The following is a 26,383-nucleotide window of genomic DNA, read 5'->3' on the forward strand; positions in this document are numbered from 1 at the left end:
AATGTACTGTCCGCGGGCCGGAAGCGATTTACTACCGGCCATGCAGGATGTGGACATGGCTTCACTCCCGGTCGAGGTGTTGATGGGGATCTATCTGGGGCTGTTGGTGGGAGTGATACCGGCGCTCGTATCGTGGGCGCTGGGGTTTACTTTCAAGTACTTTACTGGTATTACCGTGCCAGGGTTCGGTGTTGTCGTGTTGGCAATCGCACTTGCCGGCGTCAGCGGCGGCCTCATGGCACTGGCGGACAAGTCGATTACGCAGGCACCAAACGCCGAACGAATAATTACTGCAATCATCCTCGTCGGGATGGTGTCGCTGTACGCCCACAGCAAGGGCGACCAACTCGGGGCAAACTTCCCGAAACGACTCTCCTTGCAGGGGTTGCGCGAGAAGAAACTCTCCGCCGACGTGGTCGAATTCGTCGGCGGCCGCGACGAGGTCCGTATTCGAATCGTCGGCGACGTGGCCGACATGGAGGGGTATCCGCCGCTTTCGGAGTCGCTCCGGGCCGAAATCCGCAACGAGGACTGGCGGTTCCCGGCCGACCTCCGTATCGGCGAACTCGAACGCCGGATGGAGGAGCGACTGAAATCGGCGTTCGATCTCGGCGATGCCGCCGTCTCGATAGACGAACAGGGGCGGGCGACGGTCGTCGCCGCGCCGCCGTTTTCGGGTCTGTCGAAGCGCGTGGGCGACAACCGCCACGCCGTTTCTGTCGAGGCGCTGTTGCCGACCGGACTGGCCCGCAACGACGAGGTGACAGTACTGACTGAGGACGCACAGGTTCGGGGGACTGTCGTCAGTGCCCGGTCGGACCCAGTGGCAGATGAGACGCCCGCCGAGACACCGACGGAACCGGAGATCGCCGACGCCGAGGCACCCCCGACGCCGGTCCAGGCACCGACGACCGACGGCGGTGAGGGCCGACTTACCGTCGCCGTGACTCGGACGGATGTCCAACCACTCTTGCGCTCAGCCCGGCCAAAGGTCGTGGTCGAACCCCGCGGGACACACCGGGAGTACGAACTGGTCTCCCTCCTCCGGCGGGCCGGGAGCCGGTTTCGCCGTCTCACGGTCCGGTCCGATGGCCCGCTCGACGGGACGACGCTCCGGGACGCTTCCGTTCGAGAGGTCTACGACGTTGCTATCGTCGCGATCAGGACGCCGGACGGCTGGCAGGTCGCGCCGCGTGGCGACGGGGCCGTCGAAGCCGGCGATGAACTGTACGCGATTGGCCGCCGCACCGACCTCGATGCCTTCGTGGAGGCGGTCGCATGACGCCGCTCGGCCCGACACTGCTTGCACAGATCGGCGCAAACCTGCAACTGGGGACGGTGTCACGGACGCTTGTCGAGGGCGCTGTCAGGCTCCTCGCTATTACGGTCCTCGCCGCGACGCCAGCGGGCGCAATCGCTGTCTTCTACCGCTGGTACGTCCGTGAACGCATTCAGACCGGGCTGGCACTCCTGTTTGGGCTGACTGCGGTCGTCCTCGTTATTGGCGCGACAACCGCGCTCAGTGAGGTCATCCTCGGCGACGACGACGTGCTGGCGGCCAGTGCGGTCCTGTTGAATCTCGCCGCGTTCCTCGCCGGCGGTGTCGGGGCCTACAGCGGAATGCGCATCGGGGACCGGCTGGGCGTTGACCTCTTTGCCGCAACCGGGGGCCGAAACATCGACGCCGACGTGAGCGAGATTGTCCAGACCGTCGGCCGCGTCACGTCCGTTCGCCTCCCGGAAGACATCGACGACATCATCGGCTACGATCCGATGCCCGAGGAGACGAAAGAAACGCTCGCTGACCGCCGTTTTCTCTTCCCTCGGCGGCTGACGAAAGACGAACTCCGCGACCGGCTAGTTGGCCGGCTCAAGACCGACTACGGCGTCGGCCACGTCGACGTCGAACTGGCCGACGACGGCACCGTCGAGTATCTCGCCATCGGCTCGCGGGCGGCCGGTATTGGCCCGACGCTGCCGCCCTCGACGAACGCCGTTGCCATCCAGGCCGACCCGGCCCATGCCGCGAGCGCTGGCGATCTGGTTCAGGTCTGGGACCAAGCGCCGTCGAAACGCGTGCTCACCGGCGAGCTCCGCGGCGCCGCCGACGACGTGGTGACGGTCGCTATCGACGCCTCCGACACGCCGAAACTCGATCCACAAACGCAGTACAAGCTCGTCACGCTCCCGGTACAGGACCGCTCCGACCGGGAATTCGCGTCGCTGCTCCGGGCGGCCGACGAGACGATGGGCACGGCCACCATCGAAGCAGGGAGCACGCTCGACGGCGCACCGGTCGGTAGTCTGGCGGTCTCGGTGGTCGCGATCACCCGCGACGACACAGCGCCGGAGACGATCCCGTCCCGCGAGCGCGTCCTCGCGGTCGGTGACACGATCTACGCAATCGCTACCCCGGACGCGTTGCGGCGGCTGGAGGAAGCCACGGAAGGGACAGGCGAACCGACTTCAACGGCGGCTGTGACGGACGAGCGGGGAGACGATACTGCTGACTCGGACGCTCAGCCAGGCGCGTCTGACGCTGCTGACCGGAGCGAACAGACTGACGGACCGGAACCGACAGCGTCCGATGCGACCGACGACGGTGCTACGAACGTCGGCGGAGCCGAGACTGCTGCCGATGAGACGACCGACGCCGACACGGACACAACCACGGCTGACACCGCCACTGCCGACGAGCCAGCAGACACCACTGTCGAGGATGAAGCGGCTGATACTGGCCTCGCCGACGTTGGCGCTGACGAGCGGACAACCGAGACCGGTGACGAATCTCCCGATGACGACCCGCTGGAGGCACTCCGGAACGCCGATGTAGAGGACGCAAGCGACGACCTGGCGGCTGATGAAGCGTTCGACGACCTCCCGTCGGACAACGGCGACGACACCGTCGAGGTGTGGGACCCGGAAGAGCGAATCAGTGAGACAGACGGTGAGCCTGCTGCCGACGACGCCGACGACAGCGACTCGACGGACTCTGAAGCGCCGACCGGAGACGGCGCAGACGACGGACCGGCCGCTGGTGACGATTCAGAGAAACCAAACTGAGAGGCAGGTCTCGTTACTGCCAGATGCACGCCGTCGCAGGCTGCCCTTCTCCCGTTCGTCTGAACGGACCGGTCACGCTATCGTCCGGAACCCTCTTTTGCCGGACGCCCGGAATACGGATATGGAGTGGAAACTGTTCGCACACCTCCGGGACGCGGCCGACGGCCAGTCGGTCAGCGTCGATATCGAGGAGGACGCCACGGTCGAGACGGCGCTCGATGCGCTGCTCGCCTCTCGACCGGCGCTCGCCGAGGAGGTGCTCGACGAGAACGAGGAGTTGGCCGACCACATCCGGGTGCTCGTCAACGGCGAGGACCCGTTCGCCGCCGCCGATGGGCTGGCGACAGCAGTCGACGAGGAGACGGAACTCGCGTTGTTCCCGCCGGTCAGCGGCGGGTAATACGGACTGGTGGCCGGATCAGTTCTCCAGCGGTCCCGCCACCGTCACGTTCGAGATGACGATACGAACGCCGTCCTGATACTCAGTATCGAGCGTCACGTCCCACCCGTGGGTCCGGGCGAGCATCCGCAGGTTCGGGAGCGTCATCCCGGCTTCGGCGTCCGGCATCGCGCCGCCGTACTCGAAAAAGGCCTCAGCCGCCGTCTCGCCCGCCGGGGTCCCGTCGTCAGTGATGACGATTTCGTCGGCCTCCCGGGACACCGTGATCGTCGACGCGTCGTTGTGTGCCGCGAACGTGAACCCGCTCTCGAAGAGGTCCCGCAAGCGTGTCGGGTCGGCGATGACCTGTCCCTCCACGTCGACCGCCATGGTGAGACCGTCAGTGTCGGCACGGTCCCAGGCTCCTTCGATGACGGGCTGGAGCTCGACAGGCATCGTTTCGTCGATTGTCTGCCCATGTCGAGCCAGCGTCGCGAGTCCGTCGACGATTTCGGACATGCGGTCGGCCGTCTCGGACGTCGACTGGAGGGATTCTTTCGCTAAGTCGACGTTCCCGCGGTCCAGCGCGTCACCGGCGGCGGAGACGCGGCCGGTGATTATCTGGAGCGTGTTCAGCAGTTCGTGTCTGATTGCAGTGGCGAACCCCTCTAACTGCTCGTTCTGTCGGTCGAGTTCGCGACGGCGCCGCTCGCTTTCGGTCACGTCAGTGAACACGAGTATCCGACCGATATCGACCTGTCCCAGCGAAAACGAGGTATCGCTGACGAGGTAGTACTCCGTCCCGTTGTCCCGGTTCCGTTCGAGAATCTGCTCGTCCGTTTGCAGGACCTCCGAAACGGCCGGCAACACCGTCTCAAGCTGTTGTCCGCGGCTCCCGGACAGGGTCGGAAAGAGCCGCTGTGCTTTACCGTTGGACTCCTTGATGTGGTGCCCGTCGTCGAGATATACAACAGCATCATCGACGCCGTCGGTCAACTGCACGGCGAGAAACGCCTCGTCGTACACGTAGAGGACGCCGAACGCGAACAGTGCGACGCCGAGCGGCTCGTGGTTGATGTCGAGCAGGATATCGCTGACGTACCCGACGATATCAAGCACCGCCGGGATCGCCGTGATCCCGACGAGAACGCCGAGCGGACGGGTGTCGTAGTCCGCTTCGAGGAACAACTCGAACAGCATGAAAAAGCCGACAGTGACGAGTGCGTAGGACAGTCCCGTCACAACCCAGTGAAACACGCCGTGTGTGATCGCCAGATGCGGGAACGGGTCGGCAATGAACTGCGTGGCGAAGTAGAGGCCGTGAAACGGGTTTGTCAGCTTTATCATGACGATACCGAGATACGTGCCCACAGCGACCGCACGGTACAGTCGGTTCCGGTGGAATGCCCGCCCGGTGTACGCCGAACAGAAGTACAGCCACGCGCCGACTGTCGCGAGACCGACGATGAGGCTGCCAAGGTAGAACGCGTATCCAAGCGTCCCAGGCGTGATCAGGAAGCCGAGTTCCAGCGCCGCCCAGCCGCCGCTACAGAGCAGGAGTCCGACCATCCCGCGGCGGGTATCGGGGTCTTCCATGCGAGTCGCTCTGTAGAGCCCGACACCGCACCCGACTGCCGCGAGGCCGTACGCCGCGACGTACGCGAGAAATGCCGGCTGGCTCCCGATCAGATTCATCTACCGACGGTATGGCGAGTATTTCAATGAGTGTTATGTCCTCGTTATCGGTTATGATAACCCTTCGAGACCGTCTATCTCGAACACGAAGTCCGGGCACTCATCGATGTTCCCGCTGGCGTACGCGGCCTGGGCGACGTGACGCGGTGTCTCGGGGATGAGGACCCGCGTCCCGTCAACGCCAAGGCTCGCTGCGTCGGCGGCTATCGCCGTGAACAAGGCCCGTGCAGCGTCGGTATCGCTCCACACCCCGACCGCGTACTCCGCGAGTTGCTCGCCGTCAGACTCTGCCGTCCGGACCCGACAGGCCATTCCTTGTGGCTTATCCCCGACGGTCAGGACCGCTTGGTCAGTCGCCAGCTGGTCGAGCGTTTCCCGCGTCAGCGTCGAGAGCGCCCAGCTCTCCCCGCTGTCGAGCGCGAGCCCTGACAGGATATCGCGGCCGTCGCTCTCCTGCCAGTAGCGCCACGCTGCCGCGGGGTCGTTTCCGACAGCCATGTCGGGCGTCTCGTCGGCCGGGTCGGGGTGTGCCCAGCGGAACGACGTGACCGCTTCGAAGCCAGCAGCCAGTGACTGCCCGAGTCCGGCCTCGTTCCAAGAAAACACCATGCTTCGACCGACTGACACACCAGCATCGGCCGCCCATTCAATGAGGTGGTCGGTCAGCAGCGACCCGATCCCCTTCCCCCGGTGGTCCGAGTCGACACGCATCCCCTGAAACCATGCCTCGGTTTCGGTGAGTATGACGGCCTGCGCGATGCCGACGGCGTGGCCGTCGACGTCTGCGACGAGGGTTTTCCGGTCCGCGCCATCGTCGTTGACCCAGTCGCGGAACACGTCGGGAATGTAATCGGCCATCGCACGGTCGGCCCAGACATCGCTGGTCAGGTCGACAATATCGTCGTAGTCGTCGTGACGAGCCGTCCGAACAGTCGGCGACATACCGGGAGACTCGCCCGCGACAACAAAAAAGAGACGCTCCGGTGCCAGGGCCGCTGTTCGCACCACGACCGCGTCACAGCGCCGGTTCCAGTCCTACAGCCAGGGTGTCGAGCGCTGCTGAATCTCGCCGGCAAGGGGCTCCTGCATCGTATCGGCAACGTCGTCGCTGTTTGCCAGCGCCCACATGAGTTTGACCTTCGCTGTGCCGGGGAGCATGTCCTCGCCCTCGATGACGCCGGCGTCGAGCAGGTCCCGGCCGGTGTCGTAGACGCGGTCACAGACACGCCCTTCGAGGCACTGGCTGGTCATAATCAGCGGGATGTCCAGTTCCTCGATGGTCCCGATCCAGTCGGTGTTGACGTGGCCTAGTCCTGTCCCCTCGATGACGATGCCCTCGCTGCCCTCGGCGGCAGCTTCGAGCAGCGACGGGTCCATTCCCGGCGAGAACTTCAGGAGTTCCACGTCGGTCTCGATATCGTCGTGTAGCGTCAGGTCGACGGCATCCCGTTCGGCGTATTCGCGGTGGAACGTGACCGTGCTCTCGCCGTCGATGTCGTAGTCGACCTCGCCAAGCGGCTTCGCACCGACCGTCTCGAAGGCGTCCCGGCGCGAGGTGTGGTTCTTCCGAACGCGAGTTCCGCGGTGGAGCGCACAGCGGTCGTCGGACTCGTCGGCGTGCATACAGACCAAGACCTCCGCGCAGTCGCTCGTCGCAGCCTCGACGGCGGAGACGGCGTTCATCACGTTATCGGAGGACGGGCGGTCAGCCGACCGCTGGCTGCCGGTGAAGACGATTGGGACCGGCGTGTCGAGCATGAACGACAGCGCCGACGCGGAGTACTGCATCGTGTCGGTGCCGTGCATGACGACGATGCCGTCCGCTCCGTTCTCGATTTCCTCGTGGACCGCCTGCGCGAGGTCCTGCCAGACGGCCGGGGTCATGTTCTCTGAGAGGATGTTGGCGACGACGCGGCCGCGGTAGTTCGCCATCCCGGCCAGATCCGGGACCGCTCGTAGTACGTCCTCGGCGTCGAACTGGGCCGTCACCGCGCCGGTGCGGTAGTCGACCGTCGAGGCGATGGTTCCGCCAGTGGAGATCAGCGACACCGTCGGGAGGTCGTCGTCGAACTCTATCGCTGACTGGCTCTGTTCGTCCTGTGCGCTCTCGACGTCGTAGACATCCGACTCCAGCACGTCGACGGATGCGTCCTCGCGGTCGATGCCGACGTTGTACCCGCCGTCGAGCTTGACGACGAGATGCTCTGGGGTGCTGGAGGGGAGCAACACGCCCTCGTAGGTCTGGGCCGCGCGCTCGACGCGGACCCGGTCGCCTGCGTTCATGCGCGGCACTTTCCGCCGGTGGGACTTGAACCCACTCGTTTCGGTGTGCACCGCGATGAGTCTCGGCCCGTACTGTCGCCGTGTATCACCGCAACCGCCGCTACCCTCCCTGTGACACTCGCCTCCTGTCTGGCAACCCTGAGAGAACAGCGTTGCAACTGCAAACCACGGATGGTGTTGTCCCACAGCGTTATCCCACTAGACAGCTATCTAACAAGTATGGCAGACAACAAGAACGGCCGCGAAGCCCAGGCCCAAAACGAGGAGCGCCGCCAGCGGAAGCGCGCTATCGCCGAGGAGCTTGAGCGCGCGGACGAACCCGAGCCGCCGGTCGATCCGGCGGAACTCGCGTACTTCGAGACAGAACTCGAATCGCTCGAATTCCCGGCAACAGCGGCTGACGTGGTCGCTGCGGTCGGCGATCGGGAAATCGAGTCGGCCGATGGGACGTACACTGTCGCGGACCTCCTGCCCGATGCGGAGGTCGAGTCCTTCGAATCGCCAGCCGAGGTCCGGACGCGAGTCCAGCGGCCAACGGTAGCGGGGGCGATGAAACGCGTCGTGGAGGCCGCCGACGAGCACCAGAGCGCGTCCTTTGGGGCCTCACAGCACGACGGCTACGAGCGGACGTTCCGGGAACTGCGGGCTATCGACGCGGATGACGACGACGAGGGCATCCGGGTCGTCGCCGACTGGATTATCGAGCGCATCCACGAGAAGGAGACGCTTCCTGGGTCCCGCGACGTCCGCCGACAGGCGGCGAAGTTCTGCCGGTCGAACGGCTACTCGGTTCGCAACGACGAGTGGCTCGGTATCTGAGCGACACACCACTGTTCCCCTGACTGCCGGCAGACCCCACAAGGACCATACTACTCGCGGTCCCACACTCTGTATGGCCGAACGAACCGAGGAACGGACCCGCGACGCGAACGCGAACTCGGGCAGTGACCTCGGCGTCGATGTTGGCACAACCGAGTCGGTCGAGACGGATGTTGCTGTCGGGGAATCGGGCGGAGCGGAGCCGTCTGTCACCGAAACGTCTACGAAAGACAGCGGGAGCTACTTCTCATTGCGGGCGCTGCTGTTCGCTTTCGGAGCGGTCGGCGGCGGAATGGTGCTCGGCGGGCTGATACCGCTCGTGCCGTTCACCGAACTGGTCGGTATCCTGCTTGGCGGCTTCGTTTACGGACTGCTCGCCAGCGAGCGCCGATACGTCGAACTGGGGCTGGCGGGCGGTGTCAGCGGCGGTGCGACGGCCGTTCTGTCTCTCCTCCCACAGCTCGCCGCGGGGCTGAACGGCACTAGGCTGTTTGCCATCGCCGGCGGCGTCGGCCTCGTACTTGCGCTTGTCGGGCACTACTTCGGGCGTGACCTCCGCAGCGGACTGATGAAAGACCTGTAGTTCTCCCGACGGTACATTCTGGTCAGTGGCGCGACCGCCCCTTCTGGGCTTACTGTACTTGATGATCCTGTCGTCTGATATGCCGCACATCAGTCGGCCAAACGATTTCGAAGTGTCCTGCCGATAGCCTGCCTGCCAAAAAGTCCCCGATAGCAGTGTCGACGTGAACGGACTTCATGTTGCGTAATATCGATTGTCTCGGTCTTGTCATATAGTAGTAAAATAAATCCATGTATCCAGAATATTGGCCTGTATCTGACCATCTGCTACACTTTCATGTCTTTAGGTCACAGTATCTTGAGTTGATAACGCTTATAACTCTCGTATGTAAATCGCGGAACAGAACGCATGGCACCAGAAACGTACGGGCTTATCAGCCTGTTTCCGGCGATGCTCGCCATTGTACTGACGTTGTTCACTCGCCAAGTACTGCTCTCGCTGTTTGCAGGTATCTGGATCGGCGCGACAGTGCTCGTCGGTTGGAACCCGGCCGCCGGCGCTGCTCGAAGCCTCCAGTTTGTCGTGGATAACGTGACAGAGTCGTTCAATGTCAAACTCCTCTTGTTCACGTTCCTCATCGGGGCAATGCTGGGGATGATCTTCCTTTCCGGCGGGATGAATGCGCTGGCATCACAGATGGTCAAGCGTATTCGGACTCGTCGCCAGGCGGCGCTTGGCACGTCGCTACTGGGGATGACGATCTTCGTCGACTCGTACGCCTCGACGATGATTACCGGGTCGGTCATGCGGCCGATCACCGATAAGTTCGACATCAGTCGCGAGAAGCTGGCGTACATTCTCGATTCCACCACTGCACCAACCGCGTCGATATCGGTCGTCTCGACGTGGCTCGGATTCGAGGTCGGACTCATCGCCGAGCAACTGAGTACAATTGGGGTTGATCGTAGCGCGTTTCTGCTGTTCCTCGAATCGATTCCCTATCGGTTCTACAGCTTGCTCGCACTTGCAATGGTTTTCATTGTTGTCATCGCGGATCTTGACTTCGGCCCGATGGCGAAAGCCGAACGCAGAGCCAGAGAAGAGGGCAAAGTCCTCGGTGACAACGCTGATCCCCTCATGGAAACGCAGGAGGATGATATCGTGACGCCGGACCATGTCGAGCCGCGGTGGTGGTACTTCGCCGCGCCAATCGCCACACTCGTCGGGGTGACCGGGTTTTCACTGTATTACTCCGGCGGTGGGTTCGCCGGACGGAGCCTCACCGAGGCGCTGTCGAACGCGGCCACTGCGGATGCCATCGTCTGGGCCTCGTTCTCGGCCTGTCTGGTCATCCTGACGATTCTGGTCGGCCACGCACGGATCGCGGTCGACGAAGTGAGCGACGCTATCTTCGAGGGGTTCAAAATGGTGATGTTCCCCGTTGCGGTGCTCTCGCTCGCGTGGTCCATCGGTGCTGTGAGCCAGGCACTCGGCGTCGGTCCCTACGTCGTCGCTATCAGTGAGGGTATTATTACGGCTGGGATGCTGCCTGCCATCATTTTCCTCAGTGCCGTTATAATCAGCTTCAGCATCGGCACGTCTTGGGGGACGATGGGTATCCTGTTCCCGGTCGCGATCCCGCTTGGACACGCGCTCGGCGCGCCGCTGGCACCGGCTATCGCAGCGATTCTGACCGGTGCGCTGTTCGGTGACCACTGTTCCCCCATCTCGGACACCACGGTGATGTCGAGCATGTTCGCCGCCAGCGACCACGTCGACCACGTGAACACCCAGATTCCCTACGCAGTGCTGGCCGGCATCGTCGCAACCGGACTGTTCCTGATGGCCGGCTACGGCGTTCCGGCGTACATTGCGCTTCCGATCGGACTGGCTGCTGTCGGGTCAGTGACGTACCTGCTCTCGGAACAGCTCTCGGTCGAGGTCCCGAGTTCGTACGGATCGAAGGCGGACTGAGACTGCCCCGTTCCGAAGCGCTGTTGCACCGTTTAAACGATTTCCCAGCCGTCGTCGGTTCGTTCGACCACCTCGTCGTCTTCGAGCCGATGAAGCGCTTCCTCGACGATCTCTGGCGGGGCCTCTATTTCCCGGGCCAGCGCCGGGACGGTATCGATACCGTTTGCGAGTCCGCTGACCAGTTCTGCGTACAGCCGGCCGTCGCCGTTCTCGAAGCCGGAGTCGATGCGGTCCCGCACGTCGGTCAGACGGGCCTGTACCCACCGCTGGGCCAGCGACAGTTCGTTCTCTAGCTGCTGGAGATGCTCTAGTTCGCGTGCCAGGTCGTGAAAGTTCTCAGCACCCTCCTCCCCCACGTCTATCGAGAGGTGGCGGCAGGAGGGCATCTCGAACTCGGGGTTCGCCGGATAGGCGCTCTTGGTACCGAACTCGTAGGGAGAGACACGGACCTCCAGACGGAGGTTCCGGGCGATAGAAAAGTACTTTCGGCGTTGGTCGTCCGTCCGAGAGTCGATGAGCCCGGCGTCTTCGAGCTTCTGAAGGTGGTCGATGACGGCTTTCGGGCTGACGCCGATGTATTCGCTGATTTCGGTGACGTAGCAGGGCTTGTGTGCGAGTAGTTTGAGAATCCGCCGGCGGTTGGCGTTTCCAAGGAGATTGAGTAACTCGGCGGAGTCCATCGATACGTAGGTAGCGGGTCACGGTTCAAAAGTATGACTCTCGTCAGGCGGTTTGCTGGTGTCACCCGCCTACGATAGCCGGTCTATCCACGACTCGCTCTGTGAGCCGCTGTTCCCGCTCCCCTGACCGCTTCCGCCATCACCTCTCTGTCCGCCACTGTTCCCTTGCCCGCCACCATCTCCTCCGTTATTCGCATTGTCGTTGCCACCGTCAGCATCGTCATTGCCTCCGCTAGAACTGTCGTCGGAGCCGTCGGCACCGTCACCATCGGAACTGTCGCCGGAGTCGCTGGTATCGTCACCATCGGAACTATCGCTGGAGTCGCCGGTATTCTCACTGCCAGAACTGTTGTCCGAATTCGACGAATCGGCTGAATTGTCTGTTCCGTCGCCGTCAGAACTCTCCCCCGAGTCATTGCTGCCTTCCGCGGTATCGTCGCCGTTGTCGCGTTCATCCCCGGCCCCGCCGCTGTTACCCCTGTCGTCTCCCTCTTCAGCCCCGTTTCCCTGCGTTGTTCCGTCGGACTCGTCGGTTTCGTTTTCGCCGTCGTCAGGTCCATCGTCCGGTGGCCCTTGATCACTCTCGTTACGCTGCTGTCCCGGGGCATCAGAGGGCGGTCCCCGCTCGCTTTCGTTGGCACGCTCCTCGGACGCGTTGGCTGGTGGACCCTGCTCACTCCGGTTGACGCCAGCGTTGTCCGATGGTCCCTGCTCATCCGGGCCAGCAGTCTCTGGCGGTCCGGCGATGCCGCGAGCGACCGCTGCGACCTGCTGACCGGAAAGCTTGCTTGCGTTCTGTTTCAGTCGTTCCAGTGCAGTGTCGTCCACGCCGGTCTGTTCGGCGGCCGTGTCGGTGTCGTTGATCGCGGTCTGTAGGCCTGCGATCTCCGCAGTGAGCCGGCTCTGTTGAGCTACGTAAGCCTGCTCACTGATGGTGCCGTTCTCGTATCGCTGTTCGAGTGTGGCGTTGCGCTCCTGTAGGCGTTCGAGTCGGCGTTCGAGCGAGCCGGCTCTGTCTGTAACCAGTTCGGCTCGTTCGGTTCCGTTCGATTGGTTGTATGCCGACTGCCACATCCCGTTCTCGACCGTATCGTTCGCGGCAGCGGAGTTCGACTGCAAGAACGCAGTGAGTTGCGTTCCCATCCCGTTGGCAGAGTCGTTCTGCGTGGCCACTGTCTCCGTCGCGGTCTCCTGTGCTGTCACAGCCGGGAGGCCGACAGCCACAGTCCCGACGATGACCAGCACTGTGAGGAGCGTGGCCTGGCGTGGGCTCATTCCTATCCCTACTTCTGCCCTCCCACATCAAAAAGAAACGCCTTCGTTCGTGTCGTTTACAGACGATTGAAACTGCCTCAGATAGTCCAAGAGTGTTTAAGATGTCTTTTGTGCCGTCTTCTCCATCGGCAGCAGTCGCCAGGCGATTCCAACCGACAGCACCGAGAGTGCGACAGTGGCGAGCGGTAACACGAGGCCGGGGTCGTACCGCAACGGCGGATGATATCCGAAGCCGTAATCGAGCACGTCGTTACCGAGTGCCAGCACCAGCGCGGTCACGAGCGCACCCTTCGTTGTTCGAGCGTAGTGCGGGACTAACAGCCCCTCGGCGACGAAGCCGAGGTGGGTGATGATGATGCCGAAATACGCCCACGGGGCGGGGAAGTAGGCGTCGAAGCCGATGTTTAACGCCACGACGGTCCACAGCCCCATCTTGACAAGCCAGACCAGCGCAATCGTGTGGAGGTACGCCAGTGGCACCGTCAGCGGGACCTCGTCAAGTGACTCGCCGAGGAACGGCAGGAGGGTCGCTACCGACAGCGTCATCAGGAATAGCGCGGCCGGCGAATCGGCGTACAGCGGCCAGAGAAACGTCGACACCTCGGGCATCGTCTTGACGTAAAACCGGACACCGACGAGCATCGCGACGGCGTTGACGACCAGTAGCCACACGAGACTCGGCGTCTGTTCCAGGTAATACCGCGCGTACCGACGTGGCAACGGTCCCCGCTGCTCGCTCATAGGTCGATTCGGGGCCGGCCGTGGCAAAGCCCTGTCGGACGGGAGTCGGCATCGGCTCACCGGCCCTCCGAATCCGCGCTGTTTGCACGACGGCAAAAGGTTGCCGGCGAACACTTATCTATGTCAATAACACACATTCAGTTGCACCGATGTTCGAACAGTTTTCGCGCGGATACTACCTCGGCCGCCTCTACGTCGAACCGAGAGACGACGCGGCGGCCGCGATGTGTCGCGAGCAGCACGAGCGAGTGAACGAACAGTTGTACGCCTCCAGCGAGGGAGTCGAACGCACAGACTATCCGCTGGTAATGAAACTCGGCTCCCAGCACTTTGCCGTCCATGGGGACGAACAGGTCCCGGCGGACACACTCGTCGTTCCCGAAGCGATGCTCGAAGATGCCAACGTCCGGAACCCGCCCAGCCTCGAAGAGGTATTCCTGGCGAAGGCGGACCACGCCGCACAATTGCTCTCTATTTCAGAGGGGACGCCGACACTGCCCGACACCGCCGTCTGAGGGTCGTCGGAAGTCACTTTTAAGCCCGTCCCCGTCTGCCATCCAGTCGATGCTTGACCGGTTGCTGGGACGAGCGTCGCTGAAAGAGCGGGTGGCCGAACTCGAAGAGGAGAACCACCACCTCGAACGACAGCTCGACGCCGAGAAGGAGCGCCGCGCCGACGCAGCGACCGAACGCCAGCGGGCCGAGACCGAGGTCAATCGGTTGGAGGACCGCGTCGCTGAACTTCAGGACCGAGTCGAACGCCTGCAAGACGAGGAGGGTGAATCGACGTTTCGGGCCGAGGAGACGCTCAGTCGGGCGCGCCTGAGTGAGGTCCTCGACCGGCTGGAATCCGTCGAGACGGAACCGGAAGGCGTCTTTACCGCCTACGTCGACGCGGAGCGCTCCCTGCCCGGACCGGTCCGGGACGCCTTCGGCGACCGCGCATCGCTGGTCGCCAGCGCCGCGCCGTGTCTCGCAGTCACCGACGACGCCGGCCTCCTGTCGGCGTGTCTGTCCGTCCCTGCGCCGCCGTCGCCGTTCACCGGGTGGGCCGACACTGTCCAGCTGGAGCGGTCGTGGTTCGAACCGACCGGCGAACACGTCGTCGCGCTGGTTCGCTCGGACCTGTTCGCCATGAGCGAGTACGACGGCCGCGAGCGGACCGCCTTCCACGGGTTCGACTCGGAGCTGAAAAGCCAGCACTCGAAGGGCGGCTTCTCGCAGAGCCGGTTTGAGCGGCTCCGGGACCAGCAGATCGACTCCCACCTCGACCGCTGTCGGGCCGCTATCGAGGAGGTGTCGCCCGACCGACTGTATGTCGTCGGCGAGGGGTCGGTCATCCACGAGTTCGAGGATCTCGCGACGGCGATGAAGCCGGTCGACGCGACCGGGGAGCCGGACGCGGCGCTCGACGACGCCGTCCGGTCGCTGTGGACCGTTCGGCTTCGGGTGCCGTAGCTCAGCCCCGCTCGCCGCAGTTCCGTCGGTGCCGGTTCCGTAGCTTTTTCGCGGGGCGGCGATTCTGTCCGGCTATGGCCGTAGCCATTTTGACACACGACGCCTTCCCCGACCGAGCCAAGACGGCGGTCGGGTTGTTGCGGTACGGTGACCGAACGGTGGAAGCACTTGTCGACCGCGAGCGGGCCGGCCAGCGCGTCCACGATTCGCTGCCGGACGTGCAGGACGCCCCGATTGTCGCGTCGATGGCCGATGCACCCGATGTCGACGCGCTCGTCATCGGCATCTCGCCCATCGGCGGCGAGTTCGACGAGTCCTGGCGAGAGGATGTCCGCACGGCGCTCGAACGCGGCTGTGACGTGTACTCGGGACTGCACGACTTTCTGGCTGACGACGAGGAGTTCGCCCGCCTCGCCGAGGAACACGACGCCGAACTGCACGACCTCCGCAAACCGCCGGAGGATCTGACCGTGGCAGCGGGGACCGCCGGCGATGTCGACGCGACGGTTGTCACGACCGTTGGGACCGACTGCTCGACGGGGAAAATGACTGCCTCGTTCGAGATCCGTGACGCGGCGCGGGAGCGCGGCCTCGACGCCGCGGTCGTCCCGACCGGCCAGACCGGCATCGCCATCTCCGACCGGGGTATCGTCATCGACCGCGTCATCGCCGACTACGCCGCCGGCGCGGTCGAACGGCTAGTCGAAGAAGCGCAGGCGGCGGACCTCCTCGTCGTCGAAGGGCAGGGCGCGCTGGCCCATCCGGCCTATTCGGGTGTGACGACGAGCATCCTCCACGGGTCGGTCCCGGATGCGCTCGTCATGTGTCACGAAGCCGGCCGGGAAGTCATCCACGGCTACGAGTCGTTCGATATTCCGCCGCTTCCCGAGTACGTCGACATCTACGAGCGTCTGGCCGCGCCCATCTCGGACGCGTCCGTCGTCGCGGGCATGTTGAATACGCGCCACCTCGACGACGGTGCGGCCGCGGATGCCGTCGCAGGATACAGCGACGCTCTGGACGCACCGGCGACTGACCCGGTCCGCCACGGCGTCTCCGACGAGGTACTGGACGCCATCCTATGAACTGGCGCGTCGATTGCCACGACCTGCCGCTGTCGACCCCGTTCGGCATCTCGCGGGAGACCAGCGAGACCAGCGAGACCGTCGCGGTCGAACTCACCCACGAGGGAACCACCGGTATTGGGGCCGTTACGCCGTCCGCGTACTACAACGAGAGCGCTCGGTCGGTGGCTGAAACGCTGCCCTCGCTCTGTGAGACCGTCGACCGCATCGGCGACCCACACGCCCAGCAACGTATCGAACGGGAACTCGCCGAGCGAGCGCCGGACCAGCCCGCCGCTCGGATGGCACTCTCTATCGCCGTCCACGACCTCGCCGCTCGGCAACTGGCCCTGCCGCTGTACCGCCAGTGGGGGCTCGACCCCGACGCGGTTCCGCCGACCACCTACACGGTCGGCATCGACTCGCCCGAGCGGATGGCCGAGAAAGCAAGGGAGGCGGCCAACAGCGGCTTCGGCCACCTGAAAGTCAAACTCGGGACCGACGACGACCGGGCGCGACTGGACGCGGTCCGGGACGCTGTTTCCGACGCCGAGATACGCGTCGACGCCAACGCCGCCTGGACCGCACAGGAAGCTATCGACAATGCGGACTGGCTTGCCGACGCTGGCGTCACGATGCTTGAACAGCCCGTTGGGGCCGACGACATCGACGGCCTCCGCCGCGTGACCGACGCGACCGGGATTCCCGTCGCTGCCGACGAGTCCTGCGTGACTGCGTCGGACGTGCCGCGGGTCGCTGACGCCTGTGATATCGTCAACGCCAAACTCGTCAAATGCGGCGGCCTCCGGCCCGCAACCCGACTGCTCAACGCCGCCGACGCCCACGGCCTTGGGTTGATGCTCGGATGTATGGTCGAATCAAACGCCAGCATCGCCGCGGCGGTCCACCTCGCGCCGTTAGTCGACTACGTCGACCTCGACGGGGCGCTCTTGCTTGAATCAGACCCCTACGCCGGCGTGCCGCTCGACGGCGATGTGTTCGACCTCACTGCAGTGTCGGCCGGCACCGGGGTTCGACGGATGCGAGACGCGTAGCTGCGTAGTCGCACAATAAAAAATCAGGTTCGCCCGGTGACTGCTTACGCCGACTTGACGGCGTCCAGCAGCTCTTCGTAGTCCGGCTCGTTGGTCGGGTCGTCGGCGACCCAGCTGTAGGCGACCTCGCCGTCGTCGTCGACGACGAACACGGCGCGGTTCGAGACGCCGAGCAGCCCGAGGTCTTCGATGTCGATTTCGAGGCCGTAGTCCTGAATCGCCGACCGGCCCATGTCACTGAGCAGGTCGAACTCCAGCCCGTGCTCGTCGCGGAAGGAGTTCAGCGAGAACGCCGAGTCGGCGCTGAGGCCGAGGACCGTCGCGCCGGCGTCGTGGAAGTCCCCGAGGTGCTCCTGCAGGGCCACCATCTCGTTGGAGCACGGCGGTGTGAACGCGCCCGGGAAGAAGGCAAGCACGACCGGTCCGTCGCCCAGGTGGTCGCTCAGTTCGAAGTCCTCTACCTCACCGTTCGCGATTGTCGCCGAGATGTCCGGCGCTGTGTCGCCTGTGGATACCATCACCCGAATATAACGGCGTCAGCCGAATAAATACCCGCCATCCGGCAGGGGATTCCCGGCGCGCTAGCAGGAGCAGGCTGCTTACAGCCACTCCTCGAAGGAATGGTGTTCGCGGCTCGCCGCAATGTAGTCCCGTTGCATCGACTCGATGGCTGTCGAGAGGTCATCGCCGTCGTCGATGTACTCGCGGACACGGGCGATTTTCCAGTCGCTCGGGGTCATACCGGCTTCGTAGCGGGCTTCAATCGGGTCGAGATACTCGTCGATGCGAGCCTCGGGCACGCCCTGCTCGGCCAGCCCCAGACGGGCGTACTGGAAAACCTCGTCGTAGATGTCGTCGTGATCGACCGTCCGCTCGCCCTCGGCCGTCACCCACGAGAGGTCTGCGTCGGAGCCGTCCTGTGCGGCGCTGTAGAAACTCCGCTTGGCCTCCTGCCACGGTAGTTCCGCGGCGGGGTGGTCGGCGACGACTAGCCCGCGGATGAGGCCGACCGTCAGCGCCTGCAGCCCGATCATGTCCTTGGCGTGAGGCTGGGTCGGGAGCGGGCGGTACTCGATGCGGAGCGACTTTTCAGTGCTGGCTCCCTCGACCGGGGTTCCGCCGGCGACACAGCGGAGCCAGCGCCAGTAGGTCCCGCGCTTGTGGTCGAACTCCCAGAACTCGTCTTCGAACCCGGTCCGGTCGTCGTCATGCAGGAACTCCCGCAGGAACGGCGCGAACAGGTCGTCGTCGACGACACGGCCGACAACGTCCGTCGTGTCGTCGAGGTCCCGCGGGACCCGGACTTTCGGATTCTCGCTGGTGTTGACCGACTGCTCAAAGGCCGCGATGCGGAGTTCGTGGTGGGTGTTCGCACAGAGCCACTCGCCGTCGGTATCACCATACATGTCCGCGGGGAGGAACGGCGAGTTCACCGACAGCGCAAGCAGCGGCCCGAGCGTCCGGATCGCGGCGTTGTAGTACTCGGAGAATGCCTCGGCGTCCGGGATCTGGAGGTGGGGCTGGATCGAGGTGGCCAGCGACTCGAACAGAATCGTCGGGAACGACCCGCTGTACCCCGGCACGTCGAAGTCGATGCTGCCGCCGGCGTGGTCGAGCGCCTCGTTGTCCAGCGCCACGTATCTGGGGGCCTGCCGCATGTTGTCCGCGAGGACGACGCCGTCGTTCGTCTCGTGCGCCGAGAGGTACTGCTCGCTACCTTCCTCGGGTGGGATGGTCCACATCGCGTCGAGGACGAGTTCGCAGTTGTGCTTGCTCGCTTGCTGGCGGGCCTGCTTCGTCTGCATCTCCACCGCCGTCGTCTGGACTTCCATTCCCGTCTCGTCGAAACTGTTCGGCTCGGTGTTGACCTCGGCGTTGTGCAGGCCCAGTTCCTTGTTGGCCTCCCCCTCGAACACCACGTCGGGTAAGGGGGTCAGCCGTCCATTCCAGTCCTCGGGGTCCATGTACGGTTCGTCACTTTCTTCCTCGACTGACGACTCGACGGCCGGTTCGGCCTCTTCCTCCTCTGGCGTCTCCGGTTCGTCCTCGGCCAGCGGACTGTCCGGGTCGATGTCGAGCGACGGTCCCTCTCCGGGACCGAAAGAATCCTCGGGCTCGTCGGCGGTTTCGCCAGCATTCTGGTCCGGAGACGCATCGCCGCCGGGTTCCAGTGGATTGCTATCGTCTGGCTCCAGTGACGCCCCGTCGCCGTTTGGTTCCAGTGATGCGCCACCACCGCCTTCTGGTTCCGCTGGCGCGTCGAGTGACCCGCTCCAGGCCGCGCTGCCCGATCCGCTCAGGTCGTCGTTCAGATCCTCTTCGGTGGCTTCCTCGCTGCCTTCCCCATCGTCCGGTTCGGGCGGGTCCGGCTCCGCATTAATCGCGTACAGTTCGATCTCCAGGCCGACGGAGAACGCCTCGTTGTCGAACTCCCCGGCCTCGATGGCCTTCCGGAGCCGCATCGCCTGTTCGTCGACCCGCTCAGTGAACGCCGCGGCAGTCTCGTCAGCGAGCGACCGGGTCACCAGGTCGACGATATCGTCCATGCTCGGTACTGTGTGGGTTCTTCCACTATAAGTGACCCGTCGTTGTCCGACGGGACGTTACTCGAAGAGGTCTTCGTGGCGGGCCGCGAGGTTCGCGTAATCGCCGGAGCTGAACGCCTCGAACACTTCGTTGGGATCGATAGTGGTCTCGGACAACGGTGTCACTGTGGCCGGACTTCCGCGGACAAAGGACTCCGCGGGGACCTCGTAGCCCGGTGGGACGACCGTTCCCATCGCGACGATAGAGCCCTCGCCGATGGTGGCGTCGCTGACCGTCGAATTGAACCCGACGAGCGCCCCGTCCTTGACCGCTGCATCGTTGAGGACGGCCCCGTGGCCGACCATCACCTTCTCGCCGACGGTCGAGGCGTGGACGATGGCCCCGTCACCGATCGCCGATTCGCGGCCTACCTCGACAGGGGCTACGTCGCCACGCAACACGACACCGGGCCAGACGTTCGCGTTCGGGCCGACGGTGACATCACCCACCAGTGTCGCCTCGCGGCTGACGTGGGCGTATCCGTGGATGTCAGGTGTGGCTCCTTCGAACTCGTACTCTCGGCTGTCCATACTGCCACCATCGTATCGGCCGCTCGAAAAGATACCGGTCAGAACGGGGTGGTACCGGTCGTATAGCCGCTGTCGCGTCCGTCCTCACTGCACCTGCCAGCGATACAGCACTATTCGATGTGGACGACGAGAACGGGGACGGGTGCGCTCTGCACGACGCGCTCGGTGACGCTCCCGAGATTAGCGACCCGGTCCCGTCCGGTTCGGCCGTGGGTGCCCATCACAATGAGGTCGATGTCCTCCTCCTCGGCGTAGTCGGTGATCGTCTTGTGGGGAATCCCCTCCGCCATGGTCGTGATGACCTCGACGCCGGCCTCCTCGCCGCCGACCACGATGTCGTCGAGCGCGACTTCGCCCTCTTCCTCCAGCGACTGCCGAACCTCGTCCTGATTGGCCTTGTCGGCCGCGACGTACAGCCGTCTGTCCACGACGTACAGCCCGTGGAGGGTCGCGTCGTTGTCGCGCGCGATCGAGGTGGCGTGTGCGAGCGTCTCCGTCGTTCCCGAACTGCCGTCTGTGGCTACGAGCACCGAATCGTACATATCCGGCTTCTCATGCGAACTGTGCCCACATAGTACTCCCTATCACACTGACACGGTCCGTGACTGTCCAACCGACGGTGTAATCGTTTGATTCAGTTTCCGTCGTTCAGTGTATAACTGTTCTAACCATTATTTGTCAACAGGAATACTTTTGCCAGTAGCTACCTATTAATTTCTATACGATGCAGGGGAGCACGCAGCCAGACGGGACACGGGCAGAACTGTACGTTCGTTCACTACTGCCCGACGGGCACACGCAGCAACAGGCTGCGGTCATCGATCGACTTCAGGGGCTGTCGGACACTGATGCTCTGTCAGATGTCTCTGTTCAGGTTATTGGTCGGCAGATACCGTCCACACCAGCGGAGGCACGGACCGAACTCGGGCTATTCGCACTCAACCGAGTTAGCGTCTTTCAGGAGTGGGCAAAACGCAACGGATGTTCACTCGAACCTGCATTTCAGGTCCGGTCGGTTGACTCCGAAATATCGGGAGAGCAGTACCGGGCACTTGTGTTTCCGGTCCAACTATTAGCCGAGTACAGCGGGTCGGAACTCAGGTGCGTGACGCCGCACACGACCGATGGAGAGACCGTCACTGTCATGGACCGGCTTACCATGATCGAAGGCGAGGAAGAATCGACGTTCGCATCGCTGGAACGGGCAAGCGCGGCACGGCCGCCGGCCCAGTCCGAGCTGTCGGCGGCCGACACCGCCGACGAGGATTCGGACCCACCGTTACCAGAGTAACGCCAGCGTCGCCCGCGTCTCAATACACTTATCCCCGGCCGCCGTCGTATCCTCGGGTATGAGTACGGTCACGGTCACGCTGCCCGACGGGACCCCACTAGAGGTCGAACGCGGCAGCACGGTCGAGGATGTCGCCTACGAAATCGGGCCAGGGCTAGGTGACGACACGGTCGCCGGCGTCGTCAACGGCGACCTTGTCGACAAACACGCGCCGTTGACAGAAGACGTCAAGCTCGAAATCGTCACCGAGAGCAGTGACGAGTATCTCGACGTGCTTCGTCACTCGGCCGCCCACGTCTTCGCGCAGGCCCTACAGCGTCTCTATCCCGATGCCAAGCTCACAATCGGGCCGTGGACCGACAACGGGTTTTACTACGACATCACCGGCGTCGACATCGATGAGGACGACCTCGAAGCCATCGAGGCCGAAGCCGAGGAGATCATTGAGGAGGACCTCGACATCGAACGCGAACTCGTCGACCGCGACGACGCCTTCGAACGCTACGAGGACAATCAGTTCAAACAGGACATCCTCGAAACCGAGGCCGCGGACGACGAGGAAGTCTCTTTCTACACGCAGGGCGAGTTCGAGGACCTCTGTCAGGGGCCGCACGTCGAATCGACCGGCGAAATCGGCGGCTTTGCACTGCTCGAAATCTCCGCGGCCTTCTGGCGCGGCGAGGAGGACAACGAGACGCTGACCCGCGTGTACGGGACCGCTTTCCCGACGGAGGACGCGCTCGACGAGTTCCTCGAACAGCGCCGCAAGGCCGAGGAGCGCGACCACCGCAAGATCGGCCAGGGGATGGACCTGTTCTCCATCGACGAGACGACCGGGCCGGGCCTGCCGCTCTACGAGCCCAACGGCAAGAAGATCCTCAACGAACTGTCGGACTACGTCGCCGGCCTCAACCGCGACGCCGGCTACGACGAGGTCGAGACGCCCCACGTCTTCCGGACTGAACTGTGGAAGAAGTCGGGCCACTACGAGAACTACGTCGACGACATGTTCCTGCTCGACGTCAACGGCGAGGAATACGGCCTGAAGCCGATGAACTGCCCGGGCCACGCCACTATCTTCGAGCAAAACTCCTGGAGCTACCGGGACCTGCCGGTACGGTACTTCGAAGACGGGAAGGTCTACCGCAAAGAGCAGCGCGGCGAACTGTCTGGCCTCTCCCGGACGTGGGCGTTCACTATCGACGACGGCCACCTGTTCGTCCGCCCGGACCAGATCGAGGAGGAAGTGCTGGCGACGGTCGACATCATCCTCGACACGCTCGACACGTTCAACCTCGACTACACCGTCCAGTTCGCCACCCGGCCCGAGAAGTCCGTCGGCGGCGACGAGATCTGGGAGAAAGCCGAGTCGCAGCTCGAAGCCGTCCTCGACGAGCAGGACATCGACTACGTCGTTGAGGAGGGCGACGGCGCCTTCTACGGCCCGAAGATCGACTTCGCCTTCGAGGACGCGCTCGGCCGCCACTGGGACGGCCCGACCGTCCAACTGGACTTCAACATGCCCGAGCGGTTCGACCTCTCCTACACCGGCGAGGACAACGAGGAACACCGCCCGGTGATGATCCACCGCGCGCTGTATGGCTCCTACGAGCGGTTCTTCATGGTGCTGACCGAGCACTACAACGGGAAGTTCCCGCCGTGGCTCGCCCCCGAGCAGATCCGCTTGCTGCCGGTCAGCGACGACAACATCGCCTACTGTGAGGAGATTCAGGACGAACTCAACGACTTCCGGGTCACCATCGAGGACCGTTCTTGGACTGTCGGCAAAAAGATCCAGCAGGCCCACGACGACCGCGTCCCCTACATGTGTGTCATCGGTGACAACGAGGAGGAAGCCGGGACTATCTCGGTCAGGGACCGAAAAGAACGCGAAGAGAAAGACATCGACATCGCCGAGTTCCGCGACCACCTCGAAACTGAGGTCGAACAGCAGCGGACCGCTGTGACGTTCCTTGCCGGCCGATAGCTGCTGTTCGCTCGGCCGACCCTTGCTGCCGATGTGCTGACTCCCGGGATGTGTCGGGCACGTCCTTTTAACCCCGGCGGGCGAGCCGACCTGTATGACCACTGACAGCGGTGAGTCGCGCGACACCATGCGGGGGCGCGCTGCGGGGGACACGCGACTCCTCTGGTTCCTCCTCGATGCGGACCGCTGGATCGTTACCGCCCTCCTCTCCGGTGTCCTATTTTTTGGGGTTCTCGCAGCCGGACACTTGCACCCCACACCGGCTATGACGCTGCTGACCCGTGGCGACCCGGTCGAAACGCTGTTCCAGGCACTGATTACGGGGACCATAACCGCCGTTACCCTGGTCCTGACACTGAATCAGCTCGTCCTGTCACAGGAACTCGGCGCGGTGGGCGATCAGCGCGAGCGGATGGACGGATCGATGCAGTTCCGCGCCGACGTGGCCGACGCCATCGACACGCCAGTCAGTCCGGCAGAGCCCTCAGCGTTCCTCCGGTCGCTGGTCCGCGGGACCGCCGAACGGGCCGAGAATGCCCAGAACGCCGCCGAGGAGGCGGCCCTCGATGACGACCTGTCGGCGTTACTGTCGAACTATCTGGCGGACGTGACGAGCAACGCCGACAGGGTCACCGACCAGCTCGACGGCGGGACCTTCGGCGAGTTCGATGTCGTCAAAGCCGCACTGAACTACAACTACTCCTGGAAGCTGTACGCCGGTCGCCGCATCCGGGAAGCCTACGCCGACGAACTCACTGACGAGGTTGACGACTCGCTTGCAGAACTCGTCGAGACGCTCGAACTGTTCGGCCCGGCCCGGGAACACTTCAAGACGCTGTATTTCCAGTGGGAACTGTCCGACCTCTCCCGGACGCTGCTGTACGTCGCCATCCCGGCGCTTACCGTCGCAATCACCTCGCTGTTGTTCCTCGACGTGCAGGATTTCGTCGGCGTCACAGCCGGCGTTTCCGACGCATTGTGGCTCCTCGCGGTGACGGCGACAGGGTCCTTGCTCCCGTTCACGGTCCTGATATCGTACGTCCTCCGTATCGTCACCATAACTAAGCGAACGCTCGCAATCGGCCCGTTCATCCTCCGCGAGACGAACCGGAGTGTCGACGTCGACTGGGAGTGACGCCGTCACATCACACCGTATAAGTGCCGGTCCGGACTCGCTAACACTATGCAAATTGGCTCGCGTCGGTGTATCCTCAACCCCGTCAGCGGCGACGGCGAACACGCAGACTACGTGCCGCGGCTGATGGAAGCACGTGGGTTCGAGGTTTACCAAACCGAGGCGGCCGGCGACGCTGTCGAACTCGCCCGCGAAGCCGGCAGGGCCAAGGCATCTGAGGTTGCCGTCTGTGGCGGCGACGGGACGGTGAACGAGGTCGTTCGCGGGCTCGACGACGCTGACCACCTCGACTCGGTGACGCTGAGTGTTATTCCGGCTGGAACGGCGAACCTGCTGGCCGGGAACATCGGTGTCACGGACATCGAACACGGCGTCGAAATCGCTGATGTCGGAGAGGCGCGGCCGGTCGACGTGGGTGTCGCCGGCGACGAACCGTTTCTGGTCTCCTGTATCGCTGGCCTCCCCGCAGACGCCAGCGTTTCGACTCCGGGCGACCTCAAGGAGCGGTTCGGTACGCTGGCGTTTCTGCTCACCGGCGCACAGGAGGCGCTTCGCTTCGACGGGCTCGACATCACTATCGCGGCTGTTGGCGAAGACGGGCCGTTCACCTGGTCCGGCGAGGCCACCTGCCTGCTGGTGGGCAACGCCCGCAAGTTTGTCGCCGAGGGTGGGCAGGCAAACATGGAAGACGGGCTGCTCGACGTGGCCATCGTCGAACAGATGCCCACGGGAAATCTCGTCGCGGAGGCTATCGGCCAGCGGCTGCTGGCGCTGGATACCGACGGGGTGACTCACGTTCGGGCGGACGAGATTACCGTCGACGGTCACGACGAGGCAATCACATTCAGCCGGGACGGCGAACTCAGTACGCACGAGATGCTGTCGCTGTCGGTGCGTGAGACCACACTGACGCTGCGAGTCGGGCCGGGCTACGAGCCGAATCCTGAGTAGTGAGTTCTGGTGTACCGCTTCAAGAAAACCTGCGAGCGATCTTCTGCCCTACTACTCGTCCTCTTTCAGTTCGTCCAGTTCCGACTCGACTTCGCTCTCGTCGACATCGACCTGCGTGCTTTCGTCGGCAAGTTCCTGTTCCAGTTCGGTTTCGGAGACGTCCGCGTCGCTCGATCCGCTGTCGCCGTCCTCGGCTTTCCCCATCTCGGCTTTCAGCGTGTCGAGTTCGGCATCGACAGACCCTTTCTGTCGGACTTCCTCAAGCTCCCGCTCCAGTGAACTCTCGTCCGATACCTGACTCTCGAGGACGCCGTCCTCGCGAAGTTCATCCATCGCCTGCGAGCGGGCTTCCATGTCCTCGGTACGTTCCTCCGCGCGCTCGATGGCCTGGTTGATGTCCTGCATCTCGTCGCCCGCGCCGGTCATCGCCTCGTTGACGCGCGCCGACGCCTTGGCGGCCTCGTGGCGAGCCTTCATCGTTTCCTTCTTCGTCCGGAACTGCTCGATCTGTTTCTGGAGTTCATCTTTCTGCTCGACCAGCTGATCTTGCTGGTTCTGTAAGTCCTGTATCTGGCCTTCTAGATCCTCGATCTGGCTCATCTTCTGCTTTTTCTTCTCCAGCGCCTGCCGAGCGAGGTCCTCGCGGTCCTGCTCGACGGCTTGGCGCGCCTGTTCGTTGTGCTTCTCGACGTTCTCTTCGAGGCGGCGTTTCTGAATTTCCAGTCGCTTCTTCTGGGTCGTCAGGTCCGCGATGCCCTGCTTGACGTCTTGCAGTTCGTCACGCAACTGCTCGTAGCTGTAGTCGAGGGTCTCTGTCGGGTCCTCCGCTCGGTTCAGGACGGCGTTGAGCTTCGAGCGGATGACGTACGACGCGCGCGAGAGGATTCCCATGTA

At 63.7% G+C, this 26,383-nt stretch carries 25 protein-coding genes; 14 read left to right on the plus strand and 11 right to left on the minus strand.

The genetic code is table 11. The features are described from left to right. Position 1: 1 nt before the first annotated feature. From IEY38_RS11755 to IEY38_RS11765, 3 genes are all read left to right on the plus strand, one after another. Positions 2-1,282 (plus strand): potassium channel family protein, encoded by a 1,281-nt coding sequence (locus IEY38_RS11755; RefSeq protein ID WP_188977987.1) that lies wholly within the window; start codon positions 2-4, stop codon positions 1,280-1,282. After that, positions 1,279-3,063, plus strand: a complete 1,785-nt coding sequence (locus IEY38_RS11760; RefSeq protein WP_188977989.1) for a potassium transporter TrkA — start codon at positions 1,279-1,281, stop codon at positions 3,061-3,063. The genes IEY38_RS11755 and IEY38_RS11760 overlap by 4 nt, the downstream gene beginning before the upstream one ends. 121 nt (positions 3,064-3,184) lie before the next feature. Beyond that, positions 3,185-3,463 carry a ubiquitin-like small modifier protein 1 gene (locus IEY38_RS11765; protein WP_005535852.1) on the plus strand — a complete coding sequence of 93 codons (279 nt, stop codon included), beginning with the start codon at positions 3,185-3,187 and terminating at the stop codon, positions 3,461-3,463. A gap of 18 nt (positions 3,464-3,481) precedes the next feature. Here IEY38_RS11765 and IEY38_RS11770 read toward each other — a convergent pair whose 3' ends face one another. From IEY38_RS11770 to gatD, 3 genes are all read right to left on the minus strand, one after another. Then, positions 3,482-5,137 (minus strand): histidine kinase N-terminal 7TM domain-containing protein, encoded by a 1,656-nt coding sequence (locus tag IEY38_RS11770; RefSeq protein WP_188977991.1) that lies wholly within the window; start codon positions 5,135-5,137, stop codon positions 3,482-3,484. Positions 5,138-5,188: 51 nt separating this feature from the next. Further along, positions 5,189-6,079, minus strand: a complete 891-nt coding sequence (locus IEY38_RS11775; protein ID WP_188977993.1) for a GNAT family N-acetyltransferase — start codon at positions 6,077-6,079, stop codon at positions 5,189-5,191. 93 nt (positions 6,080-6,172) lie between these two features. Beyond that, positions 6,173-7,420, minus strand: a complete 1,248-nt coding sequence (gene gatD / locus IEY38_RS11780) for a Glu-tRNA(Gln) amidotransferase subunit GatD (protein ID WP_188977995.1) — start codon at positions 7,418-7,420, stop codon at positions 6,173-6,175. 219 nt (positions 7,421-7,639) lie between these two features. On the opposite strand from gatD, the gene IEY38_RS11785 reads away from it, so the two are divergent. The 3 genes from IEY38_RS11785 to IEY38_RS11795 all read left to right on the plus strand — a co-directional run bounded on the left by IEY38_RS11785 (position 7,640) and on the right by IEY38_RS11795 (position 10,736). Beyond that, positions 7,640-8,239 (plus strand): DUF5789 family protein, encoded by a 600-nt coding sequence (locus IEY38_RS11785; protein WP_188977997.1) that lies wholly within the window; start codon positions 7,640-7,642, stop codon positions 8,237-8,239. 73 nt (positions 8,240-8,312) lie between these two features. Then, positions 8,313-8,822, plus strand: coding sequence for a hypothetical protein (locus IEY38_RS11790; RefSeq protein ID WP_188977999.1), 510 nt, complete (start codon positions 8,313-8,315; stop codon positions 8,820-8,822). 348 nt (positions 8,823-9,170) lie between these two features. Then, positions 9,171-10,736, plus strand: a complete 1,566-nt coding sequence (locus IEY38_RS11795; RefSeq protein ID WP_170098364.1) for a Na+/H+ antiporter NhaC family protein — start codon at positions 9,171-9,173, stop codon at positions 10,734-10,736. A gap of 32 nt (positions 10,737-10,768) precedes the next feature. Here IEY38_RS11795 and IEY38_RS11800 read toward each other — a convergent pair whose 3' ends face one another. The 3 genes from IEY38_RS11800 to IEY38_RS11810 form a co-directional block, all read right to left on the minus strand. Continuing rightward, positions 10,769-11,416 (minus strand): ArsR/SmtB family transcription factor, encoded by a 648-nt coding sequence (locus IEY38_RS11800; protein WP_188978001.1) that lies wholly within the window; start codon positions 11,414-11,416, stop codon positions 10,769-10,771. Between the two features lie 69 nt (positions 11,417-11,485). Further along, positions 11,486-12,691 (minus strand): hypothetical protein, encoded by a 1,206-nt coding sequence (locus IEY38_RS11805; RefSeq protein ID WP_188978003.1) that lies wholly within the window; start codon positions 12,689-12,691, stop codon positions 11,486-11,488. Positions 12,692-12,787: 96 nt separating this feature from the next. Then, positions 12,788-13,432 (minus strand): DUF1405 domain-containing protein, encoded by a 645-nt coding sequence (locus tag IEY38_RS11810; protein WP_188978005.1) that lies wholly within the window; start codon positions 13,430-13,432, stop codon positions 12,788-12,790. 149 nt (positions 13,433-13,581) lie between these two features. Here IEY38_RS11810 and IEY38_RS11815 point away from each other — a divergent pair, with 149 nt between their 5' ends. From IEY38_RS11815 to IEY38_RS11830, 4 genes are all read left to right on the plus strand, one after another. Further along, positions 13,582-13,947: a DUF5802 family protein gene (locus IEY38_RS11815; RefSeq protein ID WP_170098360.1), complete on the plus strand. Its 366-nt coding sequence runs from the start codon at positions 13,582-13,584 to the stop codon at positions 13,945-13,947. Positions 13,948-13,996: 49 nt separating this feature from the next. After that, positions 13,997-14,890 carry a Vms1/Ankzf1 family peptidyl-tRNA hydrolase gene (locus tag IEY38_RS11820; protein WP_188978007.1) on the plus strand — a complete coding sequence of 298 codons (894 nt, stop codon included), beginning with the start codon at positions 13,997-13,999 and terminating at the stop codon, positions 14,888-14,890. Positions 14,891-14,964: 74 nt separating this feature from the next. Beyond that, positions 14,965-15,975, plus strand: a complete 1,011-nt coding sequence (locus IEY38_RS11825; RefSeq protein ID WP_188978008.1) for a DUF1611 domain-containing protein — start codon at positions 14,965-14,967, stop codon at positions 15,973-15,975. Next, entirely contained in the window at positions 15,972-17,009 is a 1,038-nt protein-coding gene (locus IEY38_RS11830) for a dipeptide epimerase (protein WP_188978010.1), read from the plus strand. Before IEY38_RS11825 ends, IEY38_RS11830 begins: the two co-directional genes overlap by 4 nt. 44 nt (positions 17,010-17,053) lie before the next feature. Here the strand turns inward: IEY38_RS11830 and IEY38_RS11835 are convergent, their stop codons facing one another. From IEY38_RS11835 to IEY38_RS11850, 4 genes are all read right to left on the minus strand, one after another. Beyond that, on the minus strand, positions 17,054-17,527 hold the full coding sequence (locus IEY38_RS11835; RefSeq protein ID WP_188978012.1) for a peroxiredoxin: 474 nt from the start codon (positions 17,525-17,527) through the stop codon (positions 17,054-17,056). Between the two features lie 81 nt (positions 17,528-17,608). Next, complete coding sequence (locus tag IEY38_RS11840; RefSeq protein ID WP_188978014.1) at positions 17,609-19,555, minus strand: ICP22 family protein; 1,947 nt, start codon at positions 19,553-19,555, stop codon at positions 17,609-17,611. A 57-nt stretch (positions 19,556-19,612) separates the two neighbouring features. After that, positions 19,613-20,125: a gamma carbonic anhydrase family protein gene (locus tag IEY38_RS11845; RefSeq protein ID WP_005535825.1), complete on the minus strand. Its 513-nt coding sequence runs from the start codon at positions 20,123-20,125 to the stop codon at positions 19,613-19,615. 110 nt (positions 20,126-20,235) lie between these two features. Next, positions 20,236-20,667, minus strand: a complete 432-nt coding sequence (locus IEY38_RS11850; protein ID WP_188978016.1) for a universal stress protein — start codon at positions 20,665-20,667, stop codon at positions 20,236-20,238. 182 nt (positions 20,668-20,849) lie between these two features. Here IEY38_RS11850 and IEY38_RS11855 point away from each other — a divergent pair, with 182 nt between their 5' ends. From IEY38_RS11855 to IEY38_RS11870, 4 genes are all read left to right on the plus strand, one after another. Beyond that, the gene (locus IEY38_RS11855) at positions 20,850-21,416 is read left to right on the plus strand and encodes an HTH domain-containing protein (RefSeq protein ID WP_188978018.1); all 567 of its coding nucleotides are present in this window, start codon (positions 20,850-20,852) and stop codon (positions 21,414-21,416) included. A gap of 58 nt (positions 21,417-21,474) precedes the next feature. Next, positions 21,475-23,403 (plus strand): threonine--tRNA ligase, encoded by a 1,929-nt coding sequence (thrS, locus tag IEY38_RS11860; protein WP_188978020.1) that lies wholly within the window; start codon positions 21,475-21,477, stop codon positions 23,401-23,403. Positions 23,404-23,497: 94 nt separating this feature from the next. Next, the gene (locus IEY38_RS11865) at positions 23,498-24,538 is read left to right on the plus strand and encodes a hypothetical protein (protein WP_188978022.1); all 1,041 of its coding nucleotides are present in this window, start codon (positions 23,498-23,500) and stop codon (positions 24,536-24,538) included. 48 nt (positions 24,539-24,586) lie between these two features. Continuing rightward, a complete protein-coding gene (locus IEY38_RS11870) occupies positions 24,587-25,489 on the plus strand; it encodes a diacylglycerol/lipid kinase family protein (RefSeq protein WP_188978024.1) in 903 nt (300 codons plus the stop codon). Positions 25,490-25,540: 51 nt separating this feature from the next. Here the strand turns inward: IEY38_RS11870 and IEY38_RS11875 are convergent, their stop codons facing one another. Then, entirely contained in the window at positions 25,541-26,380 is an 840-nt protein-coding gene (locus IEY38_RS11875; RefSeq protein ID WP_188978025.1) for a PspA/IM30 family protein, read from the minus strand. Positions 26,381-26,383: the final 3 nt, after the last annotated feature.

The sequence above is a fragment of the Haloarcula sebkhae genome, assembly GCF_014647415.1.
GTDB classification, from domain to species: Archaea; Halobacteriota; Halobacteria; order Halobacteriales; family Haloarculaceae; genus Haloarcula; species Haloarcula sebkhae.

What these genes read in the sequence shown, in the direction of transcription:
- IEY38_RS11755 (WP_188977987.1), top strand. Translation starts at nt 2, where the DNA reads ATGTACTGTCCGCGGGCCGGAAGCGATTTACTACCGGCCATGCAGGAT.
- IEY38_RS11760 (WP_188977989.1), top strand. Translation starts at nt 1,279, where the DNA reads ATGACGCCGCTCGGCCCGACACTGCTTGCACAGATCGGCGCAAACCTG.
- IEY38_RS11765 (WP_005535852.1), top strand. Translation starts at nt 3,185, where the DNA reads ATGGAGTGGAAACTGTTCGCACACCTCCGGGACGCGGCCGACGGCCAG.
- IEY38_RS11770 (WP_188977991.1), bottom strand. Translation starts at nt 5,137, where the DNA reads ATGAATCTGATCGGGAGCCAGCCGGCATTTCTCGCGTACGTCGCGGCG.
- IEY38_RS11775 (WP_188977993.1), bottom strand. Translation starts at nt 6,079, where the DNA reads ATGTCGCCGACTGTTCGGACGGCTCGTCACGACGACTACGACGATATT.
- gatD (WP_188977995.1), bottom strand. Translation starts at nt 7,420, where the DNA reads ATGAACGCAGGCGACCGGGTCCGCGTCGAGCGCGCGGCCCAGACCTAC.
- IEY38_RS11785 (WP_188977997.1), top strand. Translation starts at nt 7,640, where the DNA reads ATGGCAGACAACAAGAACGGCCGCGAAGCCCAGGCCCAAAACGAGGAG.
- IEY38_RS11790 (WP_188977999.1), top strand. Translation starts at nt 8,313, where the DNA reads ATGGCCGAACGAACCGAGGAACGGACCCGCGACGCGAACGCGAACTCG.
- IEY38_RS11795 (WP_170098364.1), top strand. Translation starts at nt 9,171, where the DNA reads ATGGCACCAGAAACGTACGGGCTTATCAGCCTGTTTCCGGCGATGCTC.
- IEY38_RS11800 (WP_188978001.1), bottom strand. Translation starts at nt 11,416, where the DNA reads ATGGACTCCGCCGAGTTACTCAATCTCCTTGGAAACGCCAACCGCCGG.
- IEY38_RS11805 (WP_188978003.1), bottom strand. Translation starts at nt 12,691, where the DNA reads ATGAGCCCACGCCAGGCCACGCTCCTCACAGTGCTGGTCATCGTCGGG.
- IEY38_RS11810 (WP_188978005.1), bottom strand. Translation starts at nt 13,432, where the DNA reads ATGAGCGAGCAGCGGGGACCGTTGCCACGTCGGTACGCGCGGTATTAC.
- IEY38_RS11815 (WP_170098360.1), top strand. Translation starts at nt 13,582, where the DNA reads ATGTTCGAACAGTTTTCGCGCGGATACTACCTCGGCCGCCTCTACGTC.
- IEY38_RS11820 (WP_188978007.1), top strand. Translation starts at nt 13,997, where the DNA reads ATGCTTGACCGGTTGCTGGGACGAGCGTCGCTGAAAGAGCGGGTGGCC.
- IEY38_RS11825 (WP_188978008.1), top strand. Translation starts at nt 14,965, where the DNA reads ATGGCCGTAGCCATTTTGACACACGACGCCTTCCCCGACCGAGCCAAG.
- IEY38_RS11830 (WP_188978010.1), top strand. Translation starts at nt 15,972, where the DNA reads ATGAACTGGCGCGTCGATTGCCACGACCTGCCGCTGTCGACCCCGTTC.
- IEY38_RS11835 (WP_188978012.1), bottom strand. Translation starts at nt 17,527, where the DNA reads ATGGTATCCACAGGCGACACAGCGCCGGACATCTCGGCGACAATCGCG.
- IEY38_RS11840 (WP_188978014.1), bottom strand. Translation starts at nt 19,555, where the DNA reads ATGGACGATATCGTCGACCTGGTGACCCGGTCGCTCGCTGACGAGACT.
- IEY38_RS11845 (WP_005535825.1), bottom strand. Translation starts at nt 20,125, where the DNA reads ATGGACAGCCGAGAGTACGAGTTCGAAGGAGCCACACCTGACATCCAC.
- IEY38_RS11850 (WP_188978016.1), bottom strand. Translation starts at nt 20,667, where the DNA reads ATGTACGATTCGGTGCTCGTAGCCACAGACGGCAGTTCGGGAACGACG.
- IEY38_RS11855 (WP_188978018.1), top strand. Translation starts at nt 20,850, where the DNA reads ATGCAGGGGAGCACGCAGCCAGACGGGACACGGGCAGAACTGTACGTT.
- thrS (WP_188978020.1), top strand. Translation starts at nt 21,475, where the DNA reads ATGAGTACGGTCACGGTCACGCTGCCCGACGGGACCCCACTAGAGGTC.
- IEY38_RS11865 (WP_188978022.1), top strand. Translation starts at nt 23,498, where the DNA reads ATGACCACTGACAGCGGTGAGTCGCGCGACACCATGCGGGGGCGCGCT.
- IEY38_RS11870 (WP_188978024.1), top strand. Translation starts at nt 24,587, where the DNA reads ATGCAAATTGGCTCGCGTCGGTGTATCCTCAACCCCGTCAGCGGCGAC.
- IEY38_RS11875 (WP_188978025.1), bottom strand. Translation starts at nt 26,380, where the DNA reads ATGGGAATCCTCTCGCGCGCGTCGTACGTCATCCGCTCGAAGCTCAAC.